Genomic DNA, 21,341 nt, shown 5'->3' on the forward strand with positions numbered 1-21,341 from the left:
CCCTGCCAGGAGCGTGACCCGAATGACCCGCTGGACTGCAAGCGACTACAACCCCGACGATTTCGCCAACCGCCGCCACATCGGCCCCTCGCCCGCCGAGATGGAGCAGATGCTGAAGGCCGTGGGCACCGACAGCCTTGATGCGCTGATCGACCAGACCGTGCCAGCGGCCATCCGCCAGAAAGACGTGCTGGACTGGCCCGCCCTGTCCGAGGCTGGCCTGCTGGCCCGCATGAAGGAGGTCGCGTCGAAAAATCGCGTGATGACCAGCCTGATCGGTCAGGGATATTACGGCACCGTCACGCCTCCCGCGATCCAGCGCAACATCCTGGAAAACCCGGCCTGGTATACCGCCTATACCCCCTATCAGCCCGAGATCGCCCAAGGGCGGCTCGAGGCGCTGCTGAACTTCCAGACCATGGTGGCGGATCTGACCGGCCTGCCGGTGGCGAACGCGTCCCTGCTGGACGAAGCCACCGCCGCCGCCGAGGCGATGGCCATGGCGCGCCGCCAGTCGAAATCCAAGGTGCAGGGCTTCTTCGTCGATCGCAACCTCCACCCCCAGTCCATCGCCGTGATCCAGACCCGCGCCGCCCCCCTGGGCATTCAGGTCATCCAAGGCGACGCGCAGGACATGGACCCCGCTGCCGTCTTCGGCGCGATCTTCCAGTATCCCGGCACCTATGGCCATGTCCGCGACCTGACCGCTGATATCGATGCCCTGCACGGCACCGGCGCACTGGCCATTGTCGCAACCGATCTGCTGGCGCTCTGCGTGCTGAAGGAACCGGGCGCGATGGGTGCCGACATCGCTGTGGGTTCCGCGCAGCGTTTCGGCGTGCCGATGGGCTATGGCGGTCCGCATGCGGCCTTCATGTCCTGCCGCGATGCGCTGAAGCGCGCCATGCCGGGGCGGATTGTCGGCGTCAGCATCGATGCTTCCGGCAATCAGGCATACCGCCTGTCGCTGCAGACCCGCGAACAGCATATCCGCCGTGAAAAGGCGACCAGCAACGTCTGCACCGCGCAGGCGCTGTTGGCGGTGATGGCGTCCTTCTATGCGGTGTTCCACGGGCCGGTGGGTCTGCGCGCCATCGCGCAGCGCGTCCACCTGCATGCCGTGACCATCGCCGACGCCCTGCGCGAAGCGGGCGCAGATGTTGCCCCCGAGGCCTTCTTCGACACCATCACCGTGCGCGTCGGTGTTGGCCAGCAAGGCATCATGGCCGCCGCGCGTCACCGGGGCATCAACCTGCGCAAGGTCGGACGCGACCGCGTCGGCATCAGCGTGGACGAGACGACGGACGCGTCCGTCATCACCAAGCTGCTGGACGCCTTCGGCATCACCGAGCCTGCCACGCCCGCCACCGCGCCCGCCATCCCCGACGACCTGCTGCGCGACAGCGATTACCTGACCCATCCGGTGTTTCACATGAATCGCGCCGAATCCGAGATGATGCGCTATATGCGCCGCCTGTCGGATCGCGATCTGGCACTGGACCGCGCGATGATCCCGCTTGGCAGCTGCACCATGAAGCTGAACGCCGCCGCCGAGATGATGCCCATCACCTGGCCCGAATTCGGCGCGCTGCATCCGTTCGCGCCCACCGATCAGGCCGCCGGATACCACGAGGCGATCGGCGATCTGGTCGAAAAGCTGTGCCGCATCACCGGCTATGATGCGTTCTCCATGCAGCCCAACAGCGGCGCGCAGGGGGAATATGCGGGGCTGCTGACCATTCAGGCCTATCACCGTTCGCGCGGCGACGATCAGCGCGACATCTGCCTGATCCCCGTCAGCGCGCATGGCACCAACCCCGCCACCGCGCAGATGTGCGGCATGCAGGTCGTGGTGGTGAAATCCGCCCCGAACGGCGATATCGACCTTGAGGATTTCGCCGAAAAGGCGGCCAAGGCCGGCGACCGGCTGGCGGCGGTGATGATCACCTATCCCTCCACCCATGGCGTCTTCGAGGACACCGTGCGTCAGGTCTGCGACATCACCCATGACCACGGCGGTCAGGTCTATATCGACGGGGCCAACATGAACGCGCTGGTCGGTCTGGTGAAGCCGGGTGAAATCGGCGGCGATGTCAGCCACCTGAACCTGCACAAGACCTTCGCCATCCCGCATGGCGGCGGCGGCCCCGGCATGGGCCCCATCGGCGTGCGCGCGCATCTGGCGCCCTTCCTGCCCGGCGATCCGCAGGACGATGACAGCGGCGCGGTCAGCGCGGCACCCTATGGCAGTGCCTCGATCCTGCTGATCAGCTGGGCCTATTGCCTGATGATGGGCGGCGAGGGCCTGACGCAGGCGACCCGCGTGGCGATACTGAATGCCAATTACATCGCGGCGCGTCTGACGGGGGCCTATCCGATCCTGTTCATGGGCAACCGTGGGCGCGTGGCGCATGAATGCATCATCGACACCCGCCCCTTTGCCGAACATGGCGTGACGGTCAACGACATCGCCAAGCGCCTTGTCAACAATGGCTTCCACGCCCCCACCATGAGCTGGCCCGTTGCAGGCACACTGATGGTGGAACCGACGGAATCGGAAACCAAGGCCGAGATCGACCGTTTCATCACCGCCCTGCTGGCGATCCGGGACGAAATCACCGACGTCGCCGAAGGCCGGATCGAGGTCGAGAGCAGCCCCCTGCGCCACGCCCCCCACACGGTCGAGGATCTGGTCCGCGATTGGGACCGCCCCTACAGCCGCGAACAGGGCTGCTTCCCCCCGGGTGCCTTCCGCGTGGACAAGTACTGGCCGCCGGTCGGGCGCGTGGACAACGCCCATGGCGACCGCAACCTGATCTGCACCTGCCCCCCGCTGGAGGCCTATGCCGAGGCGGCGGAATAACCGCAAAACCGCCCTGCGCAGTCAATCTGCGCAGGGCAATCCGTCACAGGATGAAGTCGTCGGCCCCCAGATCCAGCTGGCCGCTCAGGCGGATCATCATGTCGGCGACGGCATCGCCATCGACATCCACCACCACCCGCGTCTGGTTGCCGGCGGTCAGGATGGCCAGCTGACCCGCCTGCCCGGTCAGCTCACCCGCATTGGACAGCGTGAAGGCCTGATTGCCCTGCAGCAGGCCATTGGCATCGATCCCGGACAGGTCGATCCGATCCACCCCGACCTTGAAATCCTTGATCAGATCCGCCCCCACCGGGAAACGCCCTGAATCCGACAGCGCGTTGAAGCGGAACTCATCCGCGCCCTGACCGCCGGTCATGATGTCCATGCCCCGCCCGCCGATCATCAGGTCGTTGCCCTTGCCGCCGAACAGTCGGTCGGCGCCAAAGTTGCCCTCGACCCGGTCGTTGCCATTGTCGCCATAGACCCAATCGCGCCCCGCGCCGCCCGCCACCAGATCGGCGCCATTGCCGCCGCTGACGGTGTCATTGCCAAAATCGCCCTTGACCACATCGCGGCCGGACCCGCCGTCCAGAAAATCATCGCCCTGCTTGCCGAAGATGCGATCGGCGCCGGAGTTGCCGAAGATCAGATTATCCTGCGCGTTGCCATTCAGCAGATCGTCGCCGCGCCCCGACAAGATGGACTCGATGTCGGTGAGGGTGTCGCGCCCGAGGCCCGTGATCTGCGGGCCGGTCTGCGCCAGATTGATGCGCAGATCGCGCGGGCCCACATAGGACAGCGAGTTCATATCCGCCACCGCCGTTCAGCACATCAGCGCCGTTGTCGAGGACAAGCATATCCGATCCGGCCCCACCGAACATCCGGTCGCTGCCGTTGCCGCCAAACATCAGATCGTCGCCCGCGCCGCCGCGCAGCACATCCACGCCATTGCCGCCCTGCAACATGTCATCGCCTGCCCCGCCCAGCAGCGTATCGGAACCGTTGTTGCCCTCCAGCGTGTCGTCGCCGCCATTGCCCAGCATCCGGTCGTTACCGTTCAGGCCCATGGCGCGGTCGTCATCGGGGCTGAGGCGGAACAGGTCGTCGCCGCCCATGATGCGGGCGATCAGGCGGCGGTCGTCCCCCCTGTCCGAACTTTCGGCAGCCGAGACGAAATCGATCAGCGGGATGTTGAAGTCGTAGACCTCCCAGTCCTGATAGCTGTCGGCATAGATGCCGACCGCCTGCAGGTCGCCCAGAATTTCGTCCTTGGCATTCAGGCGGAAGTTCGACCCGCCCAGAACGGCATCGGCATAATTGCCCCTGTCCAGATAGGTGACCAGAAAGACGTCTTCGATGAACTGGCCATCCAGATCCAGATCGACGTTGTCGAAGAATTCGGCGTCGATCAGATTGCGATCCAGAACATTCAGATCAAGGTTACCCTGATCGAACGCGTCGCGCGCGGTAAGTTTTGCCATTCCGGCCTCCCATGAAAAACCTCGGACACCCGAGGCTGACTGCGGGAAATCCGGACATCGCTACAGTCTGTGACGATAGCGACCGGATTTTCCCGCTGTCAAAGGGAAACGTCGGGCGTTACAGCCCGGCGCCTTCGGGCAGGCCCAGCATGATGTTCAGGTTCTGCACCGCAGCCCCGGACGCACCCTTGCCAAGGTTGTCCAGCACGGCGATCACATTGGCGCAGCCCGCATCCTCGTCTCCGTGGACGCTGATCTGCATGACGTTGGTGCCGTTCATCGCGGTCGGATCAATGCGCGCGCCGATCTGGTCGGCGGAAACGACCTGCACGAAATCCTGACCGGCGTAATGGTCGGCCAGTGCCTGATGCAGACCCGCGATGCTGCGTTCGTCATCCAGATGCAGCGGCAATTGCACCGCCATGCCTTGCGCGAAATTTCCCACCGAGGGCGAGAAGACCGGCTGGATCAGCAGGCCGCCATGGGTCATGATTTCCGGGATGTGCTTGTGGCGCTGCGTCAGGCCATAGACGAAATGCGGGGCGGCGGTGCCGGCCTCGTATTCCGCGATCAGCGCCTTGCCGCCGCCGGTATAGCCGCTGACGGCATTGATGGTCAGGGCCTCGTTTTCCTCGATCAGACCGGCGGCGACCAGCGGTGCGATCATCGCGATCGAGCCGGTGGAATAGCAGCCCGGATTGCTGACGAAACGCGCCTGCGCGATCATTTCGCGCATTTCGGGGGCCAGTTCGGCATAGCCGAAGACCCAATCGGGATCGATCCGATGCGCCGTCGAGGCATCGATCAGCCGTACGTCCATGTCGCGGGTCAGTTCGACCGCTTCACGCGCGGCATCGTCGGGCAGACAAAGGATCGCCACATCGGCGGTCCGGAACGCCTCGGCCCGCGCCTCGGCGTCCTTGCGGCGGGCGGGGTCGATCTGGATCAGTCGGATGTCCTCGCGTCCCAGCAGGCGGTCGCGGATCTGAAGGCCGGTGGTTCCGGCTTCGCCATCGATGAAGACGCTGTGGGTCATGTGACAACCTCCGTTTGCAGGGTTGTCAACTGTCTAGCGGATCGCCGTCGCGGTCACAACGCCCATGCGCGGGGTCAGATTTCGCAGATCTGCGACCGCGTCAGAAAGCGTTTCTCGCGTCCGTTATCCAGGCTGAACATGCCGCCGCGACCGGCCACCACGTCGATGATCAGGTCGGTATGCTTCCATGCCTCGTATTGCGTGGCCGAGATATAGAAGGGCGCGCCGCCGATCTCACCCAGCTTCACGTCGCGGTCGCCGATGCGGAAATCGCCCTGCGGATAGCACATGGGCGATGACCCGTCGCAGCAGCCGCCCGACTGGTGGAACAGGACGGGGCCATGATCGGCGACGATCTCCTCGATCAGCTGCAGGGCGTCGGGGGTGGCGGTGACGGTGCTCATGCTTTCAGCCTTTTCTTCAGAAGGCGCAGCACCTGCTTTTCCTCGCGGCGCAGGTCGGCGCTGTTCAGGTTGTCATCGATGCTGTCGCGCAGCTCCAGCTTCAGTTCATCGGCCAGATAGGCGTCGATGATCTGTGGATGGACATAGCATTTGCGGCAGATGGTCGGCGTGTTCCCCAGACGCGCCGCGACCGTTTCGATGGCATCGCGGATGTTGCGCTTGGCGGCCGCGTCGCTGTCGGCCTTTTCGTATTCGGCCAGCGCCAAGGCGGCCAGAACCGTACCCGTCCACGTGCGGAAATCCTTGGCCGTGATCTGCCGCCCCGAGATGTCGCGCAGATAGGCGTTCACATCAGACGAGCTGACCTGATGCCGGCCGCCTTCGTCATCCAGATACTGGAACAAATGCTGGCCCGGAATGTCCTGCGCCGCACGCACGATGCGTGCCACCCGCCGGTCGCGCAGGCCCAGATCCCATTCCTTGCCGCTTTTGCCGCGAAACCGGAAGCGGATCTTGTTGCCGTCAAAGCTGACATGCCGGTCGCGTAGCGTCGTCAGCCCGTGCGACTTGTTCTGCTTGACGTAATCGGAATTGCCGACGCGGATCATCGTATGTTCCAGCAGATAGACGATGGTCGCCAGCACCTTTTCGGCGGGCATCCCACGCCTCGACATGTCCTGATCGACCTGCGCCCGCAGCCTGGGCAGCGCCTTGGCGAAATCCAGCATGCGGTCGTATTTGGCACTGTCGCGGACCTCGCGGAAGTCGGGGTGGTATCGGTATTGCTTGCGCCCTTTGGCATCGCGGCCCGTCGCCTGGATATGGCCTCGCGGGTCGGGGCAAATCCAGACCTCGTCATAGGCAGGTGGCACCGCCAATGCAGCCAGACGCTTGCGTTCGGCCTTGTCGCGGATGGTGCGGCCCTTGGCGTCGCGATAGGAAAACCCTTTGCCCGCCCGGACGCGGGTGATCCCCGCCATATCGTCGTTCACATAGATCAGGCCCGCGCTCTCGGCGGCGTCCTGAGGGTCGATGACATTGGCTTGGGTCATGTGGGGCAGTCCGACAGGGAGGGGATGCGTCCTGCCCCAACGCCGCAGGTCCCCCGGCGGTTGCCGAAGGCCGGGGGCGGTCCCGGTTGACCGCCCCCGCTGCGGATCAGAAGAAGCCAAGCTTCTTGGGGCTATAGCTGACCAGCATGTTCTTGGTCTGCTGATAGTGGTCCAGCATCATCCGGTGGTTTTCGCGCCCGATGCCCGACTGCTTGTAGCCCCCGAAGGCCGCATGGGCCGGATAGGCGTGATAGCAGTTGGTCCAGACACGTCCCGCCTGAATGGCACGGCCAAAGCGATAGCAGGTGTTGGCATCGCGCGACCACACGCCCGCACCCAACCCGTAAAGCGTGTCATTGGCGATCGACAGCGCCTCGTCATGGTCTTTGAAGGTGGTCACCGAGACGACGGGGCCAAAGATTTCCTCTTGGAAGACCCGCATCTTGTTGTGGCCCTTGAAGACCGTCGGCTTGACGTAATAGCCGCCCGACAGTTCGCCACCATGGTCGGCGGTTTCGCCACCCGTCAGGATCTCGGCGCCTTCTTTGCGGCCGATGTCGAAATAGGAGAGGATCTTTTCCTTCTGTTCCGATGATGCCTGCGCGCCGATCATCGTGGCCTGATCGCGGGGATCACCCTGCACGATGGCCTCGACCCTCTTCAGGGCGCGTTCCATGAATTCGTCATAGATGCGTTCGTGGATCAGCGCGCGCGACGGGCAGGTGCAGACCTCGCCTTGGTTCAGCGCGAACATCACGAAGCCCTCGATGGCCTTGTCGAAGAAATCGTCGTCTTCACGCGTCACATCCTCGAAGAAGATGTTGGGCGATTTGCCGCCCAGTTCCAGCGTCACCGGGATCAGGTTTTCGGACGCATATTGCATGATCAGCCGGCCAGTGGTGGTTTCACCGGTGAAGGCGATCTTGGCGATGCGCGGGTTCGATGCCAGCGGCTTGCCGGCCTCCAATCCGAAGCCATTCACGATGTTCAGCACGCCCGGCGGCAGGATGTCGGCGATCAGTTCGGCAAAGACCATGATCGTGGCCGGGGTCTGTTCGGCGGGCTTCAGCACCACGCAGTTGCCGGCGGCCAGCGCGGGCGCCAGCTTCCAGCAGGCCATCAGCAGCGGAAAGTTCCACGGGATGATCTGGCCCACGACGCCAAGCGGTTCGTGGAAGTGATAGGCGACGGTATCATTGTCGATCTCGCTGATGCCGCCTTCCTGCGCGCGCAGGACGCCCGCAAAATAGCGGAAGTGATCGACGGCCAGCGGCAGGTCGGCGGCCATGGTTTCGCGGATCGGCTTGCCGTTGTCCCAGGTTTCCGCCGTCGCCAGCAGCTGCAGGTTCTGCTCCATCCGGTCGGCAATGCGCAGCAGCGCGTTCGAGCGTTCCGTCGTCGAGGCCTTGCCCCAAGCGTCCTTGGCCTTATGGGCGGCGTCCAGCGCGGCCTCGATGTCGTCGGCGTTCGAGCGCGCGATCTCGCCGATGGGGGCGCCAGTGATGGGGGTCGTGTTGGTGAAATACTTGCCCGACTTCGGGGCGACCCAACCGCCGCCGATAAAATTGTCATAGCGGGCGGCAAAGGGCATCACGCCCACGCCCTTGAATTCATGCGTCTGGTCGTTCGGCATCGGTTTCCTCCTTGGGGTGTTCTCCCGGATCTCCCCATCCGGGTATGTGCCAAGGGTCTGCCGCGGCGCGATTCGCGGCAACGGGCGATCTGCGCCGCGCCGCAGAAGGTGTATCAGCGGTGGGACAGTCAGCCGTGGTTTTCGCTGATCCCCAGCCGCGCCATGCGCCGATACATCGTCGCCCGCCCGATCCCCAAGGCCCGCGCCGCCGCCGACACATTGCCCTGCGCCCGCGCCAAGGCCCGCATCACGGCCGCACGTTCGCCGCGATCAAAGCCGGTCAGATTGTCCTGACGGCCCAGCAGATCGGCGGCAGGACGCGGGCGGATCCTGCCTTCGCGTTCCAGCCCCAGCACCCGCCGCGCGGCCCGGGTCGCGCCGATGGCCAGATCGTCCTTATCCACCGCCAGCAGCACCGCCGCATCGGAGTGATCGTCGGATGCCACCACGATGCGCGCATCCGGAAAGCTTGACCGGAAGAACATCGCCTCGATCCCCCGCGCGGTCTGCGCCACCTGCGCGCTGATCAGCCGGTTATAGCGTTCGGTCTGATCCGCCCGCGCGCTGCTGACATCCAGCGCCGCCAGCAGACGCCCGTCAGGCCCCCAGATGGGCGCATCCATGCAGGACATGCCGGTGTTGCGGGTGCGGAAATGTTCGTCGCGGTGGATGGTGACCTGCCGCCCCTCGGCCAGACAGGTGCCGATGCCGTTGGTGCCCTGTGCGGCCTCGGACCAGTCGGCACCGCGCCACAGACCCCATTCGCGGAATTGCCCCGCATCGGCGTCGGACACGCGGTGGTCCAGCACCACCCCATGCGCATCGGTCAGCAGCACGTTGCAGCCCGACAGGCCGACCAGCCCGTAAAGCTGGTCCAGCTGCGGTCCGGCGACGTTCAGGAAGGCATCCATCGCCTGATGACGATGCTTCAGTTCGGATGCGGAAAGACGGTCAGGCCTGCGATGATCGCCCGGGTCCAGCCCGTGTTTCATCATGGACCGTCGCCACGATGCTGCAAGCGCGGATGTTGCGCTGCGCGATTGCGATTGCTCGGCGACCAGATCGGCGTGGTTGCGTTGCGTCATGTTCCCCCTCCCAAGGTGGGGGAAGCATAGCAGATTTTCCGGGGTGCGATGCAGAACTTTGGTCGCACCCCGGCAGGGATCAGCGCACGGGGCCTTCCGGTTTGATGACGCCATCGGCCATGTCGTCATGGTCGCGGCTGGCAGGCGCACCCCCCATGCTGCCCGAAGGCGCGGTGCGCGGCTGATAGGGCGGCAGGTCGTTGCCGTCGCGATACAGAAGCGACTGCCCCTTGTGGAACAGATGCAGCGCGTCCTGATCGGCGGTCAGGCGGACCTTGCGGCCGTTCAGACCGGGGTGGATGCCCGGCAGCTTGGCGATGATCGGCACGGTTTCGGCGTTGGTTCCGAAATAGAGTAACGTCACCTCGCCCAGTGCCTCGGTCAGATCGACGGTGCCTTCGAACAGGGCGGGGCCGTCGGCCTCGCGCATGTCCTCGGGGCGGACACCCAGATTGACCGGCATGTCCAGATCGCCTTCGCGGGTCGGGATGGCGACCTGCGCTTCCAGCCCGCCGTCCAGCGCGACCGTGGTGACGGGACCGACGGCCTTCACCCGTCCCGGCAACAGGTTCATTGCCGGGCTGCCGATGAACTGGGCCACGAATTCATTGACCGGACGTTCGTACAGCTCCAGCGGGGCGCCGACCTGGGCGATGCCGCCGCCGGCCAGCACGACGATGCGGTCGGCCAGGGTCATCGCCTCGGTCTGGTCGTGGGTGACATAGATCATCGTGCGGTCCGGCATCGACGCCTTCAGCTGCGCGATCTCGATGCGGGTGGCGACGCGCAACGCGGCGTCCAGGTTCGAGAGCGGCTCGTCGAACAGATAGACCTGCGGGTCGCGCACGATGGCCCGCCCGATGGCCACACGCTGACGCTGGCCACCCGACAGCGCCTTGGGCAGGCGGTCCAGATAGGGCGTCAGCTGCAGCATCTTGCCCGCGCGGTCGGTGGCGGCCTTGATCTGGTCCTTGGACTGGCCCGCGATCTTCAGCGCGAAGGCCATGTTGTCGCGAACCGTCATATGCGGATAAAGCGCGTAGGACTGGAACACCATCGCGATGCCGCGCTGGCTGGGCGGGATGTCGTTGACCACCCGCCCCGCGATCTGCAGTTCACCATCGGTGATCTGTTCCAGTCCCGCGATCATCCGCAGCAGCGTCGATTTCCCGCAACCCGAAGGGCCGACAAAGACGATGAACTCGCCGGATTTGATGTCCAGATCGATGTTCTTCAGCACGCTGACATCGCCATAGGACTTGGCGAGGCTGGTCAATTTGAGGTCGGCCATTTCGGTTCTCTCTCCCTTATCCTTCGATGATCTGGACCTGCCACGGCATCAGTCCGGCCACCTCGTCTTCCGAAAGGTTGGCACGGATCAGCAGGGTCTGAAGGTCGTCGGCCCGCCGGAACGACAGGACGGGACCTTCGGATTTGATGTCGGTCATGGTGCCGCGGCGCAGCGCGCTGTGCTTGTTGCGCAGCCCGATGGCCCAACGGTAGTGGTGCAGCATGGATTGCGCATCGGCCTCTTGCCCGACGACGGTGCGCTGCAGATGCTGATGCGGAACCGGCAGCCAAGGCTGGCTGGTCGAAAAGCCGCCGTTGACGCCCATGTCCCAGACCATCGGCGTGCGGCAGCCGTCGCGGCCCTTGAATTCCGGCCAGAACTCGATGCCATAGGGATCGCGCAATTCGTCGAATTTCAGCTCGGCTTCGGGCAGGCCCAACTCTTCGCCCTGATACAGGCAGACCGACCCGCGCAGGCACATTAGCACAGTCGCATAGGCCTTGGCCGCCTGATCCGTCAGGTTCCAGCGGCTGATATGGCGCACCACGTCATGGTTCGACATCGCCCAGCAGGGCCAGGCGTTTGGCGCGGTGGCCAGCAGGCCTTCGAACACCTCGACGATGCGGCTGGCCGGCAGATCGTCGCCTGACAGGAAGTCGAAGACATAGGACATCTGCACGCGCCCCGGCACGCCGGTATATTCCTCCAACAGCTCCAACGCGCGTTCACTGTCGCCGATTTCACCGACCACGGATGCGCCATAGGGCACGATGGTCTGGTTCAGCCGTTCCAGAAACGCCAGATTTTCCGGCTGCGATTTGCTGAAGCGGTGGCTTTGGTGGTTATAGGGGTTCACGGCGGGCGCCGTATCCGAACGGCGCAATTCCTTGGCCAGCGGCGGGTTGTCGCGCAGCTGGGCATCGTGGAAATAGAAGTTGATCGTATCCAGCCGGAAGCCGTCCACACCCTTTTCCAGCCAGAACTTGACCATCTCCAGCAAGGCGTCCTGAACCTCGGGGTTGTGGAAGTTCAGGTCGGGCTGCGAATTCAGGAAGTTGTGCAGGTAATATTGTTCGCGACGGGCATCCCACTGCCACGCACTGCCGCCAAAGATCGACAGCCAGTTGTTGGGTGCCGTGCCATCGGGCTTGGGGTCAGCCCAGACATACCAATCGGCCTTGGGGTTGTCGCGGCTGGCGCGGCTTTCCTTGAACCAGGGATGCTGGTCCGAGGTATGCGACATCACCAGATCGATCATCACCTTCAGGCCCAGTTCATGCGCCCGTTCGATCAGCCAGTCGAAGTCGTCCATCTTGCCGAAGATCGGATCGATGCCACGGTAATCGCTGACATCATAGCCGAAGTCCCGCATCGGAGAGGTGAAGAAGGGCGACACCCAGACCGCATCCACCCCAAGCGAGGCGACATAGGGCAGTCGCTGCGCGATCCCCGTCAGATCGCCGATCCCGTCGCCGGTCGTATCCTGAAAACTGCGCGGATAGATCTGATAGATCACGCCGCCCTTCCACCAATCCGTCGTCATTTCGGTCAATTCAACCACCTTTCACTGACCCGGCCAGCAATCCGCGGACCAGGTATTTCTGCATCGCGAAGAACACCGCCAGCGGTACCGCGATAGAGATGAACGCAGAGGTCGCCAATATCTCCCATTCACCTCCGCGCGATCCCATCAATTCGCGCAGCAGACCCGTCATCACAAGCTGTTCACGGGTGTTGCCCAGAAAGACCGTGGCCACCAGCAGATCGTTCCAGACCCACAGGAACTGGAAGATCGCAAAACTGGCCAGCGCCGGGAAGGACAGCGGCAGGATGATGCGGCGGAAGATCTGGAACTCGGTCGCGCCATCGACGCGGGCGCTTTCGATCACCTCGCGTGGCAGGCCGACCATATAGTTTCGCAGCAGATAGACCGCCAATGGCAGGCCAAAGCCGGTATGGGCCAGCCAGATCCCAAGATAGCCCTTGCCGATGCCCAAATCGTTATGCATCCGCAGCAGCGGGATCAGCGCCACCTGCAGCGGCACGACCAGCAGGCCCACGACGCAGGCGGTCAGAACCGCTCGGCCCGGAAACTGCATCCACGCCAGCGCATAGGCCGCAAAGGCCGCGATCAAGATCGGGATCACGGTCGCGGGGATCGTGACCGTCATGGTGTTCATGAAGGCACGCCCCAGACCGCCCGCCGTCATCACGCGCCGATAGTTGTCGGTGGTAAAGCTGGGCGGCGATTCCGTGGTGGTGAATATCCGTTCGCCGCGCCGCAGCTCAAACGGCTGGGCCGAGGTCATCTGATAGCTGCCGTCTTCGGCCACGGTCAGATTGACGCCGGGATCGATCTCGACCGTGTCGCCGGGTGCGTTGGCGTCTGGCATGCGGGCGTTGGTGCCCCAGGACACCAGCTCCTGCGTGCCTTCCAGCGCGCTGCCCTCGATCACATAAAGACCGTCGCGCTGCACCTGATCATCGCCCGTCCCCGACCGGACAAAGCCGGTCTGGACGGAACCCGAAAACGACTGCCACCACCCCGAGGTCGCGATCTGGTCACGATCCCGGAACGAGGACACGAACAACCCCAGCGTCGGGATGGTCCACAACAGCACCAGCAGGAAGGCGGCAAGATTGACCGCCCATGCCAGCGAAGACTTCTGTCCGGCCATGCCTTCCATCAGCGAACCTCCTTGCGCGCGTTCCAGATGTTCCAGACCATGATCGGCGTGACCAGGATCATCAGCACGATGGCGATGGCCGATCCGCGCCCGTAATCGGGCGTGCCGCGGAACATCCAGTCATACATCAGGTTGGCCAAGACCTGCGTGCCCCATTGGCCGTTGGTCATGACGAAGACGATGTCGAAGACCTTCAGCACGACGATGGTGATGGTGGTCCAGACGACCGCGATGGTGCCCATGATCTGCGGCACCTTGATCTTGAAGAAGACCTGCAGGGGGGACGCGCCATCCAGCACGGCGGCCTCGATGGTCTCTTCGGGGATGCCGCGCAGGGCGGCGGACAGGATGACCATGGCGAAACCGGTCTGGATCCAGACCAGCACGATCATCAGGAAGAAGTTGTTCCAGCCGGGAAGGGTCAGCCAGATCTGCGGCTCGACCCCGAATTTGGTGACCATCCAGTTCAGAAGGCCGATCTGGGTTTCGCCGGATGCGCGGTATTCATAGATGAATTTCCAGATCACGCCCGCGCCGACAAAGCTGATGGCCATCGGCATGAAGATCAGCGATTTGCCGATGTTGCCCCATTTGATCCGGTCGGTCAGCTGCGCCGCCAACAATCCGAACAGCGTGGCAAGGGCCGGTACGACCAACAGCCACAGCATGTTGTTCAGCATGGATTCGCGGAACTTGTCGTCGCCGACCAGCCAGACATAGTTGTTGACCCCGACAAAGCGCGATCCATCCGAATTGAACAGCGACCGCCACAGGCTGTCGAAGACCGGATAGACCAGATACATCCCCAGAAACAGGATGGCGGGCCCCAGGAACAGCCACGGCCTGATCTGGCCCGCGCGGCGGATGTTGTCGCCGGCATTATCGCCCTTGGCGGGATAGATCCGGTCCAGCAGCCAGTTCGACCCCCAGAACCACGCCACGCATCCGAACACCCCGATGGCGATCGTGCTGACGGCCAACCATAGCAGTTCCATGTCCTACCCCCCTTGGTCGCGAAAGGCGCGGCAGACCCTGCTGCCGCGCCGGTTTGTCGGTTTGGTGATCAGTCCAGCGACGCCCATGTATCCTGGATGCGGTCCGCGACCTCTTGCGCCGAAGCACCGCCGACGAAGTCGATCATGCCGGTCCAGAATGCGCCTGCGCCGATGGCACCGGGCATCAGGTCCGAGCCGTCGAAGCGGAAGACCGTCGCATCCAGCAGGATCTGGCCCATGCGCTTCAGCGTCTCGTCGCCATAGGCATCGGAGTTGGCGCCGGTATAGGGCGTCAGGAAGCCCTTCTGGGCCATCCAGATTTCATGCGCGGCGGGGGTCTTCAGGAAATCGACGAAGGCCATTGCGGCGGGGTTGTCCGACAGCACGGCAAACATCGTGCCACCGCCCAGAACCGGCTGGCCCAGATCACCCGATGCGGGGGCGGGCATATAGAAGAAGTCCGCATCCTCACCCACGACCGTGCCTTCGGGGAAGAAGGTCGGGATAAAGCTGGCCTGACGGTGCAGGTAGCAGGCAGGCGGGCTGTCGAACAGACCGGCCGGGCTTTCGCGGAAATCGGTCGAGCTGACGGCACCCACGCCGCCCGCGACATAGTCGGGGTTCTTGGCGAACCAGCCGAATTCCTCGATGGCCGCGACGACCTTGGGGTCGTTGAACGGCATGTCGTTGCTGGTCCAGGCGTCGTAATCCTCGGGGGATGCGGTGCGCAGCATCAGGTCCTCGACCCAGTCGGTTGCGGGCCAGCCGGTCGCGCCACCCGACCCCAGACCGATGCACCACGGCGTCTCGCCCTCATCCGCGATCTGCTGGGTCAGGGTCTTCAGGTCTTCATAGGTTTCGGGGATTTCATATCCGGCATCCTCGAAGTTTTCGGGGACGTACCAGACCAGCGATTTCACGTCGGCCTTGTAGGGGAAGGCGAACAGCTGATCGGTGCCCTCCTTGTCGGCATAGGTGCCAAGCGCGGCCCAGCTGTCGCCGGCTGCGTAATTGTCCTTCAACCATTGCGCGGTTTCATCACCCAAGGGACGCAGGAAGCCCTTGGCGGCCAGATCGGCGGCCAGACCCGGCTGCGGGAAGACCGCCATGTCGGGCGGCGACCCCGCCTCGCTGTCGATGACGATCTGCTGTTCGAAGCTGTCCGAACCGGAGTAATTCGCCCGGGCCCCCGTCGCCTCGTTGAAATATTCGATGACCGAGGAGAACAGTTCCTGGTCGCCCCCCAGCCAAGGACCCAGGATGTCGAAGCTCTCGCCTTCCAGGTCGGGATGGGCAGCCTTGAATTCCTCAAGGCTGGCCCAGTCGATGCGGTCGTCGCTGCCCGGTTCGATGACCAGTTCAGCCTGCGCGATGCCAGCACCCAATGCGATGATGGCGGCGGTTGTCAGCAATGTCGTCTTCAAGTCGTCCTCCCTGAACGCTGCGGACCTTGCGACGGCCCTTTGTCATGAACATTCGACAGTTTCGCCGATGCTGTCAAACGCTTCTCATTCCCATTCAAGCTCCTTGTAGGCGGCGGTGGCGTCCCGCGCGACGGTCATGTCGAAGGAATTCCACGCCGGAGCGAACGATTTCAGGTCTTTGGCGATGATCGGCACGGCCTCGGACATGGGAATGCCTTCGGCGATCCGGGCGCGGGTGGCGTCTGCAAGCGCTTTCAAAAATGCCTGTTGGGGCCGGTGCGCCTGCGCCCAGTCCGCAGTCGGTTCACCATGGCCCGGCACGATTATGCGTGCCTGCCCCGCCGGTTCACCCTGCAACCATGAGAGCCATCCCGCAAGCGATCCGTCAACCACCGGTGTCAGTTCGCGGAAAACCAGATCGCCGGTGAAGAATGTCCCCGTCGTGACGTCCAGCGCCGTCAGGTCGTTGTCGGTATGCGCCGAGGGCCATGCCCGCAGCTCCACCCGCCGTCCGCCCAGATCAATGGCGTCGAGATCCGTGACCCCGACATCGGGCAGCGCGACCGCCGTGCCGATCCATTCGGCGGGCGGGAAAAGGCGCTGGATGTTCTCCAGATAGGTGCCGGTGCGATACTGCAGGGCGTCCGACATGGCGTGATGGGCGACGATGGTGGCCCCGGCCTCGGCCATCACCTGCGCGCCAAGCACATGGTCGGGGTGCATATGCGTCAGGACCAGATGGCTGATCGGCTTGTCCGTCATCCGCCTGATGGCGACATAAATCGCTTGCCCCTGCGCCCGCGACACGCCCGCATCAATGACGGCAATGCTGGCGTCGCCTTCGATCACCCCGAGGTTGGCGATGCGGCCGTCGGACGATTGTTCCATCTGGACAGGATCGCCCTGGAACACATGCACTTTGGGTTGCAGCTCGCGCAGCGCGACTGCCGGCAGATCGGCGTTGTCAACGCAGCGAGGCGCCTGTCCCGTCAGCTGCGGGCGTGTGGCCAGCCAGTCATCCGCAATTCGCTGCATCTGCGACATGCAGGCCTGCTGCGTTGCCGCATCGCCGGCAGGCAGCAGCATGGGGGCGCAATTCGCAGGTCCCGAGGCCAGACAGACGTTCACAATCAGATGAAACATGCCGAAAAAACCCAGTATTTTCACGATCCGCCCGCTTCGGACCTATCCTTAAGACTTTTGTCGGGTTGATTCATCCTGCCCCTGATCTACATTTGAATCCAGTCGCCTTCGATGTGGCGGACCCTGACATGAAGGAGGATATTCATATGGCCTGGAAGAAACCGACCCTGACGGAAATCGCCTGCGGCATGGAAATCAACATGTATGCACCGGCCGAGGACGAACCCGTCCTGTTCTAAGCTTTGCCGAACTGGCAAGGTGACGGCCCCGTCCGATTCCGTCGGACGGGGCCTTTTTCATCAAGCGGGGTCTGATGCGGATCATCATCTTGGGGGCGGCAGCCGGTGGCGGATTGCCCCAGTGGAATTGCGGCTGTGACAATTGCAACGCGGCGCGTGCGGGGCAGATACCGTCGCTGACCCAAAGCTCGGTCGCGGTCAGTGCAAACGGGCGGGACTGGGCGATCCTGAATGCCTCGCCCGATATCCGCATGCAGCTGGCGGCGACCCATGCCCTGCATCCGACCGGCCCGCGCGATATGCCGCTGCGGTCGGTTCTGGTGACCAACGGCGATATCGACCATGTGGCGGGGCTGCTGACGCTGCGCGAAAGCCAGCCCTATGACCTGTTCGCGACGCAGGCGATCCATGATGCCCTGGCCGCCAACCCGATGATCGGCGCCCTGCGGGCCGACCTGGTGCCGCGCCGGACCGTTGCGCTGGACCAGACCATCGACCTGGCACCCGGCCTGACCGCAACGCTGTTCGCCGTGCCGGGTAAGGTGCCGCTGTATCAGGAACAGGGCGAGGTTCAGACCGGCCTTATGGGTGAAACCACCGTCGGCATCGAACTGAAGGCGGGCGACAAGCGGGCGTTCTATATCCCCGGCTGCGCCGACATGCCCGACTGGCTGAAGGCCCGCATCCAAGGGGCCGATGCCCTGCTGTTCGACGGCACGCTGTGGGAGGATGACGAGATGATCCGCATGGGTCTGGGCGTCAAGACCGGTCGCCGGATGGGCCATATGGCCGTCACCGACACGATCCCCGCGCTGGATGGGGTGACCATCGGACAGCGGCTCTTTGTGCATATGAACAACTCGAACCCGCTGACCGATCCGGACAGCGCGCAGACTGCACAGGCTGCGGCGCAAGGATGGCAGGTTGGCCGCGACGGAATGGAGATCGTGCCGTGAAGGATATTCAGGACCAACCGCAATCGCGCGAAGACTTCGAAGCCCGGCTGCGCGCCATCGGGGCCGAAAGGTACCACGACCGCCACCCATTCCACGCCCGCCTGCACGGCGGCGACTGCACCCCGGACGAGGTTCGGGCATGGGTCATCAACCGCTGGATGTACCAGTCGCGCATTCCGATGAAGGACGCCGCCTTCATGTCCCGCGTTGAGGACCCCGACCTGCGCCGCGCCTGGCGCAAGCGGATCGAGGATCATGACGGCGGCACCACCGAGGGCGGCGGCATCCGGCGCTGGCTGGCCTTGGCGCAGGCCGTGGGTCTGGACCCCGATTACGTCGCATCCGGCGTCGGCATCATGCCCGCGACGCGTTTCGCCGTGGACGCCTATGTCCGCTTCGTCCGCGACATGCCGCTGCTGGATGCCGTCGCCGCCAGCCTGACCGAGCTGTTCGCCCCCAAGATCCACGCTCAACGCATCGAAGGCCTGCTGGCGCATTACGATTTCGCCGATGACAGCAGCCTGGCCTATTTCCGCAAGCGCCTGACTGAGGCACCGGACGATGTCGCCTTCGGGCTGGACTATGTGCTGACCCATGCCGACACCCGCGAAAAGCAGGATGCCGCGGCAGCGGCGCTGGTCTTCAAGACGGATGTCCTGTGGGCGCAACTGGATGCGCTGTGGAACGGCTATGTCATGGGCAACACGCCGCCGGGTGCGTGGCAACCGGGCGAAGGGATGCTGTCATGACCCCGCTGATCACCCCGCAGGACATCCCCTATTTGCCGCGCGGTGTCCGCCTGCAGGACGATCGCATCCGCGGCATTCGCGTGCTGCAGGCTCCCGAACGCGCCATGCAGCTGGACCAGATCGGCGATGCCATTCTGGCGGAACTGGACGGCGCACGCAGCCTGGACCAGATCACCCGCGACCTGGCCGCCCGCTATGACGCCCCGGTCGAGGAGATCGCCGGCGACGTGCGCGATTTCCTGACCGGGCTGATCGAGAGGCGCATGGTCTTTCTGCGGGACATCTCATGAAGGATCTGCCCGCACAGCCGCGCGACCTTGACGGCAACACGGTCATGCCCGGCCTGCCGATGGCGATGCTGGCCGAGATCACGCATCGCTGCCCGCTGGCCTGCCCCTATTGCTCGAACCCCGTCGATCTGATCCGCGCCAAATCGGAAATCAGCGCCGACGACTGGGGCCGCGTCTTCCGTCAGGCCGCCGATCTGGGTGTGCTTCAGGTCCATATCTCGGGCGGGGAACCCGGCGCGCGGCGTGACTTGGCGCAGATCGTGGCTCATGCGCGGGATGCGGGGCTGTATGTGAACCTGATCACATCCGGCATCGGCATCACGCGCGACCGTCTGCTGGAGCTGGACGCGGCGGGGGTCGATCACGTCCAGCTGTCTTTGCAGGGCATCCGCCCCGACATGGCCGACCGCATCAGCGGCCATCCGGGGTCCTGGGACAAGAAGATGGGCTTTGCCGATTGGGTCACCGAAATCGGCTTTCCCCTGACCATCAATGCCGTCGTTCACCGCCAGAACATGGACCGCCTGCCCGACATGCTGGAGCTGGCCGAACGCCTCGGCGCCCGCCGGATCGAGGTGGCGACCGTCCAGTTCCACGGTTGGGCCGATCTGAACCGCAAGGCGCTGATGCCGACCCGCGAACAGGCCGCGATGGCCCGTAAAATCGTCAACGAGGGCCGCATCCGCCTGCGCGGGCAGATGGTCATCGATTACGTCCCCGCCGATCACCACGCGGTCTATCCCAAGGCCTGCATGGGGGGCTGGGGGTCGCTTGGGCTGAACGTCGGGCCGGATGGCACGGTGCTGCCCTGCCACGCCGCGCAGTCGATCAAATGGATGCAGTTCGAGAACGTGCAGGACCGCAGCCTGTCGGACATCTGGCACCTGTCCGACAGCTTCAACGCCTTCCGCGGTACGGAATGGATGCCCGAACCCTGCGCCAGCTGCGAACGGAAAAACGTGGATTTCGGCGGCTGTCGGTGCCAAGCTATGGCCTTGGCAGGTGATGCGCGGGCAACCGACCCGGTCTGTTCCAAATCACCGCTTCATGCGCAGATCGTCGAAAAGGCCGAGGAGGATGCGGCCGCCGACACGACCGAGTTCGTCTATCGGCGCATGTCAAAGGGAGGATAGGACATGAAGCCATGGCTGATCGCCGCGGCGCTTGCGCTGGCCACGCCTGTCTGGGCGCAAGGCACGCCACCGGACAACCCGATGCAACCCTCGCCCACATGGGACGACATCCGCGAATCCGTTGTCGGCCTGACGACGGAACCGCCCATCGATGCCGCCGTGCTGGACCTGACCGCGCCGCATCGCGCCAATGATCCGGCCATCGTGCCGGTGCATCTGCTGCAACCCCAAGGCGCGCCCCCGCTGACCGCCGCGATGGTGGTCGTCGATGAAAACCCCGCCCCCGTGGCTGCCGAATATACCTTCGGCGAGGCGCTGATGCCACTGGACTTCGAAATCCGCGTGCGTGTCGACCGCTATTCCGACGTGCGGACCATTGCCACGACCGCCGATGGCGCACAGGTGATGGCAGGCCGTTTCGTGAAAGCGGCAGGCGGCTGTTCGGCCCCCGCGGGCAAGAACATGGCCGAGGTGACGCGCACCATGGGCCAGATGCGCTGGCGTGCATCATCCAAGGACGGGCGCGACATCGGCACGCTGATGATTCGCCATCCGAATTTTTCCGGCCTGCAGCGCGACCAATACACGCTGCTGAACATTCCCGCGCATTTCATCGACACGCTGGAAGTGCGTCAGGGTGACCAGATGCTGTTCACCATGTCGGCCGGGATCTCGGTCGCCGAGGATCCGGTCTTCCGCTTTGCCTATCAGGCCAATGGCCAGCCCATCCACGTCCACGTCGAGGATACCGAAGGCAATATCTGGGACGAAACCTTCCAGCCTGTCAGCGGCTAAGACCAAAGCACCAATCGCACTTATTGCGACTTAGGTCGCGCCATGACGCTTGCTTTACGGGCAGCCCGACCTAAACTGACCTTTC

At 64.1% G+C, this 21,341-nt stretch carries 20 protein-coding genes; 7 read left to right on the forward strand and 13 right to left on the reverse strand.

Annotated elements, in window-relative coordinates:
* The first annotated feature begins 22 nt into the window (after nucleotides 1–22).
* Nucleotides 23–2,863, forward strand: a complete 2,841-nt coding sequence (gene gcvP, locus SJY40_RS13330) for an aminomethyl-transferring glycine dehydrogenase (RefSeq protein ID WP_378947335.1) — start codon at nucleotides 23–25, stop codon at nucleotides 2,861–2,863.
* A 43-nt stretch (nucleotides 2,864–2,906) separates the two neighbouring features.
* On the opposite strand, the gene SJY40_RS13335 is transcribed toward gcvP, so the two are convergent.
* The 13 genes from SJY40_RS13335 to SJY40_RS13395 form a co-directional block, all read right to left on the reverse strand.
* A complete protein-coding gene (locus SJY40_RS13335) occupies nucleotides 2,907–3,560 on the reverse strand; it encodes a calcium-binding protein (RefSeq protein ID WP_378947337.1) in 654 nt (217 codons plus the stop codon).
* The gene (locus SJY40_RS13340) at nucleotides 3,514–4,344 is read right to left on the reverse strand and encodes a calcium-binding protein (RefSeq protein ID WP_378947340.1); all 831 of its coding nucleotides are present in this window, start codon (nucleotides 4,342–4,344) and stop codon (nucleotides 3,514–3,516) included. The genes SJY40_RS13335 and SJY40_RS13340 overlap by 47 nt, the downstream gene beginning before the upstream one ends.
* 118 nt (nucleotides 4,345–4,462) lie before the next feature.
* Nucleotides 4,463–5,380 carry an N-acetyl-gamma-glutamyl-phosphate reductase gene (gene argC / locus SJY40_RS13345; RefSeq protein ID WP_378947343.1) on the reverse strand — a complete coding sequence of 306 codons (918 nt, stop codon included), beginning with the start codon at nucleotides 5,378–5,380 and terminating at the stop codon, nucleotides 4,463–4,465.
* Between the two features lie 74 nt (nucleotides 5,381–5,454).
* A complete protein-coding gene (locus tag SJY40_RS13350; RefSeq protein WP_378947346.1) occupies nucleotides 5,455–5,784 on the reverse strand; it encodes a DUF779 domain-containing protein in 330 nt (109 codons plus the stop codon).
* Nucleotides 5,781–6,836 (reverse strand): DNA topoisomerase IB, encoded by a 1,056-nt coding sequence (locus SJY40_RS13355; protein WP_378947349.1) that lies wholly within the window; start codon nucleotides 6,834–6,836, stop codon nucleotides 5,781–5,783. The genes SJY40_RS13350 and SJY40_RS13355 overlap by 4 nt, the downstream gene beginning before the upstream one ends.
* Before the next feature lie 106 nt (nucleotides 6,837–6,942).
* Nucleotides 6,943–8,469 (reverse strand): aldehyde dehydrogenase, encoded by a 1,527-nt coding sequence (gene adh / locus SJY40_RS13360; RefSeq protein WP_378947352.1) that lies wholly within the window; start codon nucleotides 8,467–8,469, stop codon nucleotides 6,943–6,945.
* Between the two features lie 128 nt (nucleotides 8,470–8,597).
* Nucleotides 8,598–9,554: a GAF domain-containing protein gene (locus SJY40_RS13365; protein ID WP_378947355.1), complete on the reverse strand. Its 957-nt coding sequence runs from the start codon at nucleotides 9,552–9,554 to the stop codon at nucleotides 8,598–8,600.
* Nucleotides 9,555–9,633: 79 nt separating this feature from the next.
* Complete coding sequence (locus SJY40_RS13370) at nucleotides 9,634–10,845, reverse strand: ABC transporter ATP-binding protein (RefSeq protein ID WP_378947358.1); 1,212 nt, start codon at nucleotides 10,843–10,845, stop codon at nucleotides 9,634–9,636.
* Nucleotides 10,846–10,861: 16 nt separating this feature from the next.
* Entirely contained in the window at nucleotides 10,862–12,388 is a 1,527-nt protein-coding gene (locus SJY40_RS13375) for an alpha-amylase family glycosyl hydrolase (protein WP_378947361.1), read from the reverse strand.
* A gap of 10 nt (nucleotides 12,389–12,398) precedes the next feature.
* Nucleotides 12,399–13,532 carry a carbohydrate ABC transporter permease gene (locus tag SJY40_RS13380; RefSeq protein ID WP_378947364.1) on the reverse strand — a complete coding sequence of 378 codons (1,134 nt, stop codon included), beginning with the start codon at nucleotides 13,530–13,532 and terminating at the stop codon, nucleotides 12,399–12,401.
* Nucleotides 13,532–14,527 carry a carbohydrate ABC transporter permease gene (locus tag SJY40_RS13385; protein ID WP_378947367.1) on the reverse strand — a complete coding sequence of 332 codons (996 nt, stop codon included), beginning with the start codon at nucleotides 14,525–14,527 and terminating at the stop codon, nucleotides 13,532–13,534. The genes SJY40_RS13380 and SJY40_RS13385 overlap by 1 nt, the downstream gene beginning before the upstream one ends.
* Nucleotides 14,528–14,595: 68 nt before the next feature.
* Complete coding sequence (locus SJY40_RS13390) at nucleotides 14,596–15,951, reverse strand: ABC transporter substrate-binding protein (RefSeq protein ID WP_378947370.1); 1,356 nt, start codon at nucleotides 15,949–15,951, stop codon at nucleotides 14,596–14,598.
* Between the two features lie 84 nt (nucleotides 15,952–16,035).
* Nucleotides 16,036–17,094, reverse strand: a complete 1,059-nt coding sequence (locus tag SJY40_RS13395; protein WP_378947372.1) for a quinoprotein relay system zinc metallohydrolase 2 — start codon at nucleotides 17,092–17,094, stop codon at nucleotides 16,036–16,038.
* A 128-nt stretch (nucleotides 17,095–17,222) separates the two neighbouring features.
* On the opposite strand from SJY40_RS13395, the gene pqqA reads away from it, so the two are divergent.
* From pqqA to SJY40_RS13425, 6 genes are all read left to right on the forward strand, one after another.
* A complete protein-coding gene (pqqA, locus tag SJY40_RS13400) occupies nucleotides 17,223–17,333 on the forward strand; it encodes a pyrroloquinoline quinone precursor peptide PqqA (RefSeq protein WP_378947375.1) in 111 nt (36 codons plus the stop codon).
* Nucleotides 17,334–17,407: 74 nt separating this feature from the next.
* Complete coding sequence (gene pqqB, locus SJY40_RS13405) at nucleotides 17,408–18,289, forward strand: pyrroloquinoline quinone biosynthesis protein PqqB (protein WP_378947378.1); 882 nt, start codon at nucleotides 17,408–17,410, stop codon at nucleotides 18,287–18,289.
* Nucleotides 18,286–19,038 carry a pyrroloquinoline-quinone synthase PqqC gene (pqqC, locus tag SJY40_RS13410; protein ID WP_378947380.1) on the forward strand — a complete coding sequence of 251 codons (753 nt, stop codon included), beginning with the start codon at nucleotides 18,286–18,288 and terminating at the stop codon, nucleotides 19,036–19,038. Before pqqB ends, pqqC begins: the two co-directional genes overlap by 4 nt.
* Nucleotides 19,035–19,328, forward strand: a complete 294-nt coding sequence (gene pqqD, locus SJY40_RS13415; RefSeq protein WP_378947383.1) for a pyrroloquinoline quinone biosynthesis peptide chaperone PqqD — start codon at nucleotides 19,035–19,037, stop codon at nucleotides 19,326–19,328. The genes pqqC and pqqD overlap by 4 nt, the downstream gene beginning before the upstream one ends.
* Nucleotides 19,325–20,461, forward strand: coding sequence for a pyrroloquinoline quinone biosynthesis protein PqqE (pqqE, locus tag SJY40_RS13420; RefSeq protein WP_378947386.1), 1,137 nt, complete (start codon nucleotides 19,325–19,327; stop codon nucleotides 20,459–20,461). Before pqqD ends, pqqE begins: the two co-directional genes overlap by 4 nt.
* Before the next feature lie 3 nt (nucleotides 20,462–20,464).
* A complete protein-coding gene (locus SJY40_RS13425) occupies nucleotides 20,465–21,256 on the forward strand; it encodes a quinoprotein dehydrogenase-associated SoxYZ-like carrier (protein WP_378947389.1) in 792 nt (263 codons plus the stop codon).
* Nucleotides 21,257–21,341: the final 85 nt, after the last annotated feature.

The sequence above is a fragment of the Paracoccus sp. R86501 genome, from assembly GCF_042466435.1.
GTDB lineage: Bacteria > Pseudomonadota > Alphaproteobacteria > Rhodobacterales > Rhodobacteraceae > Paracoccus.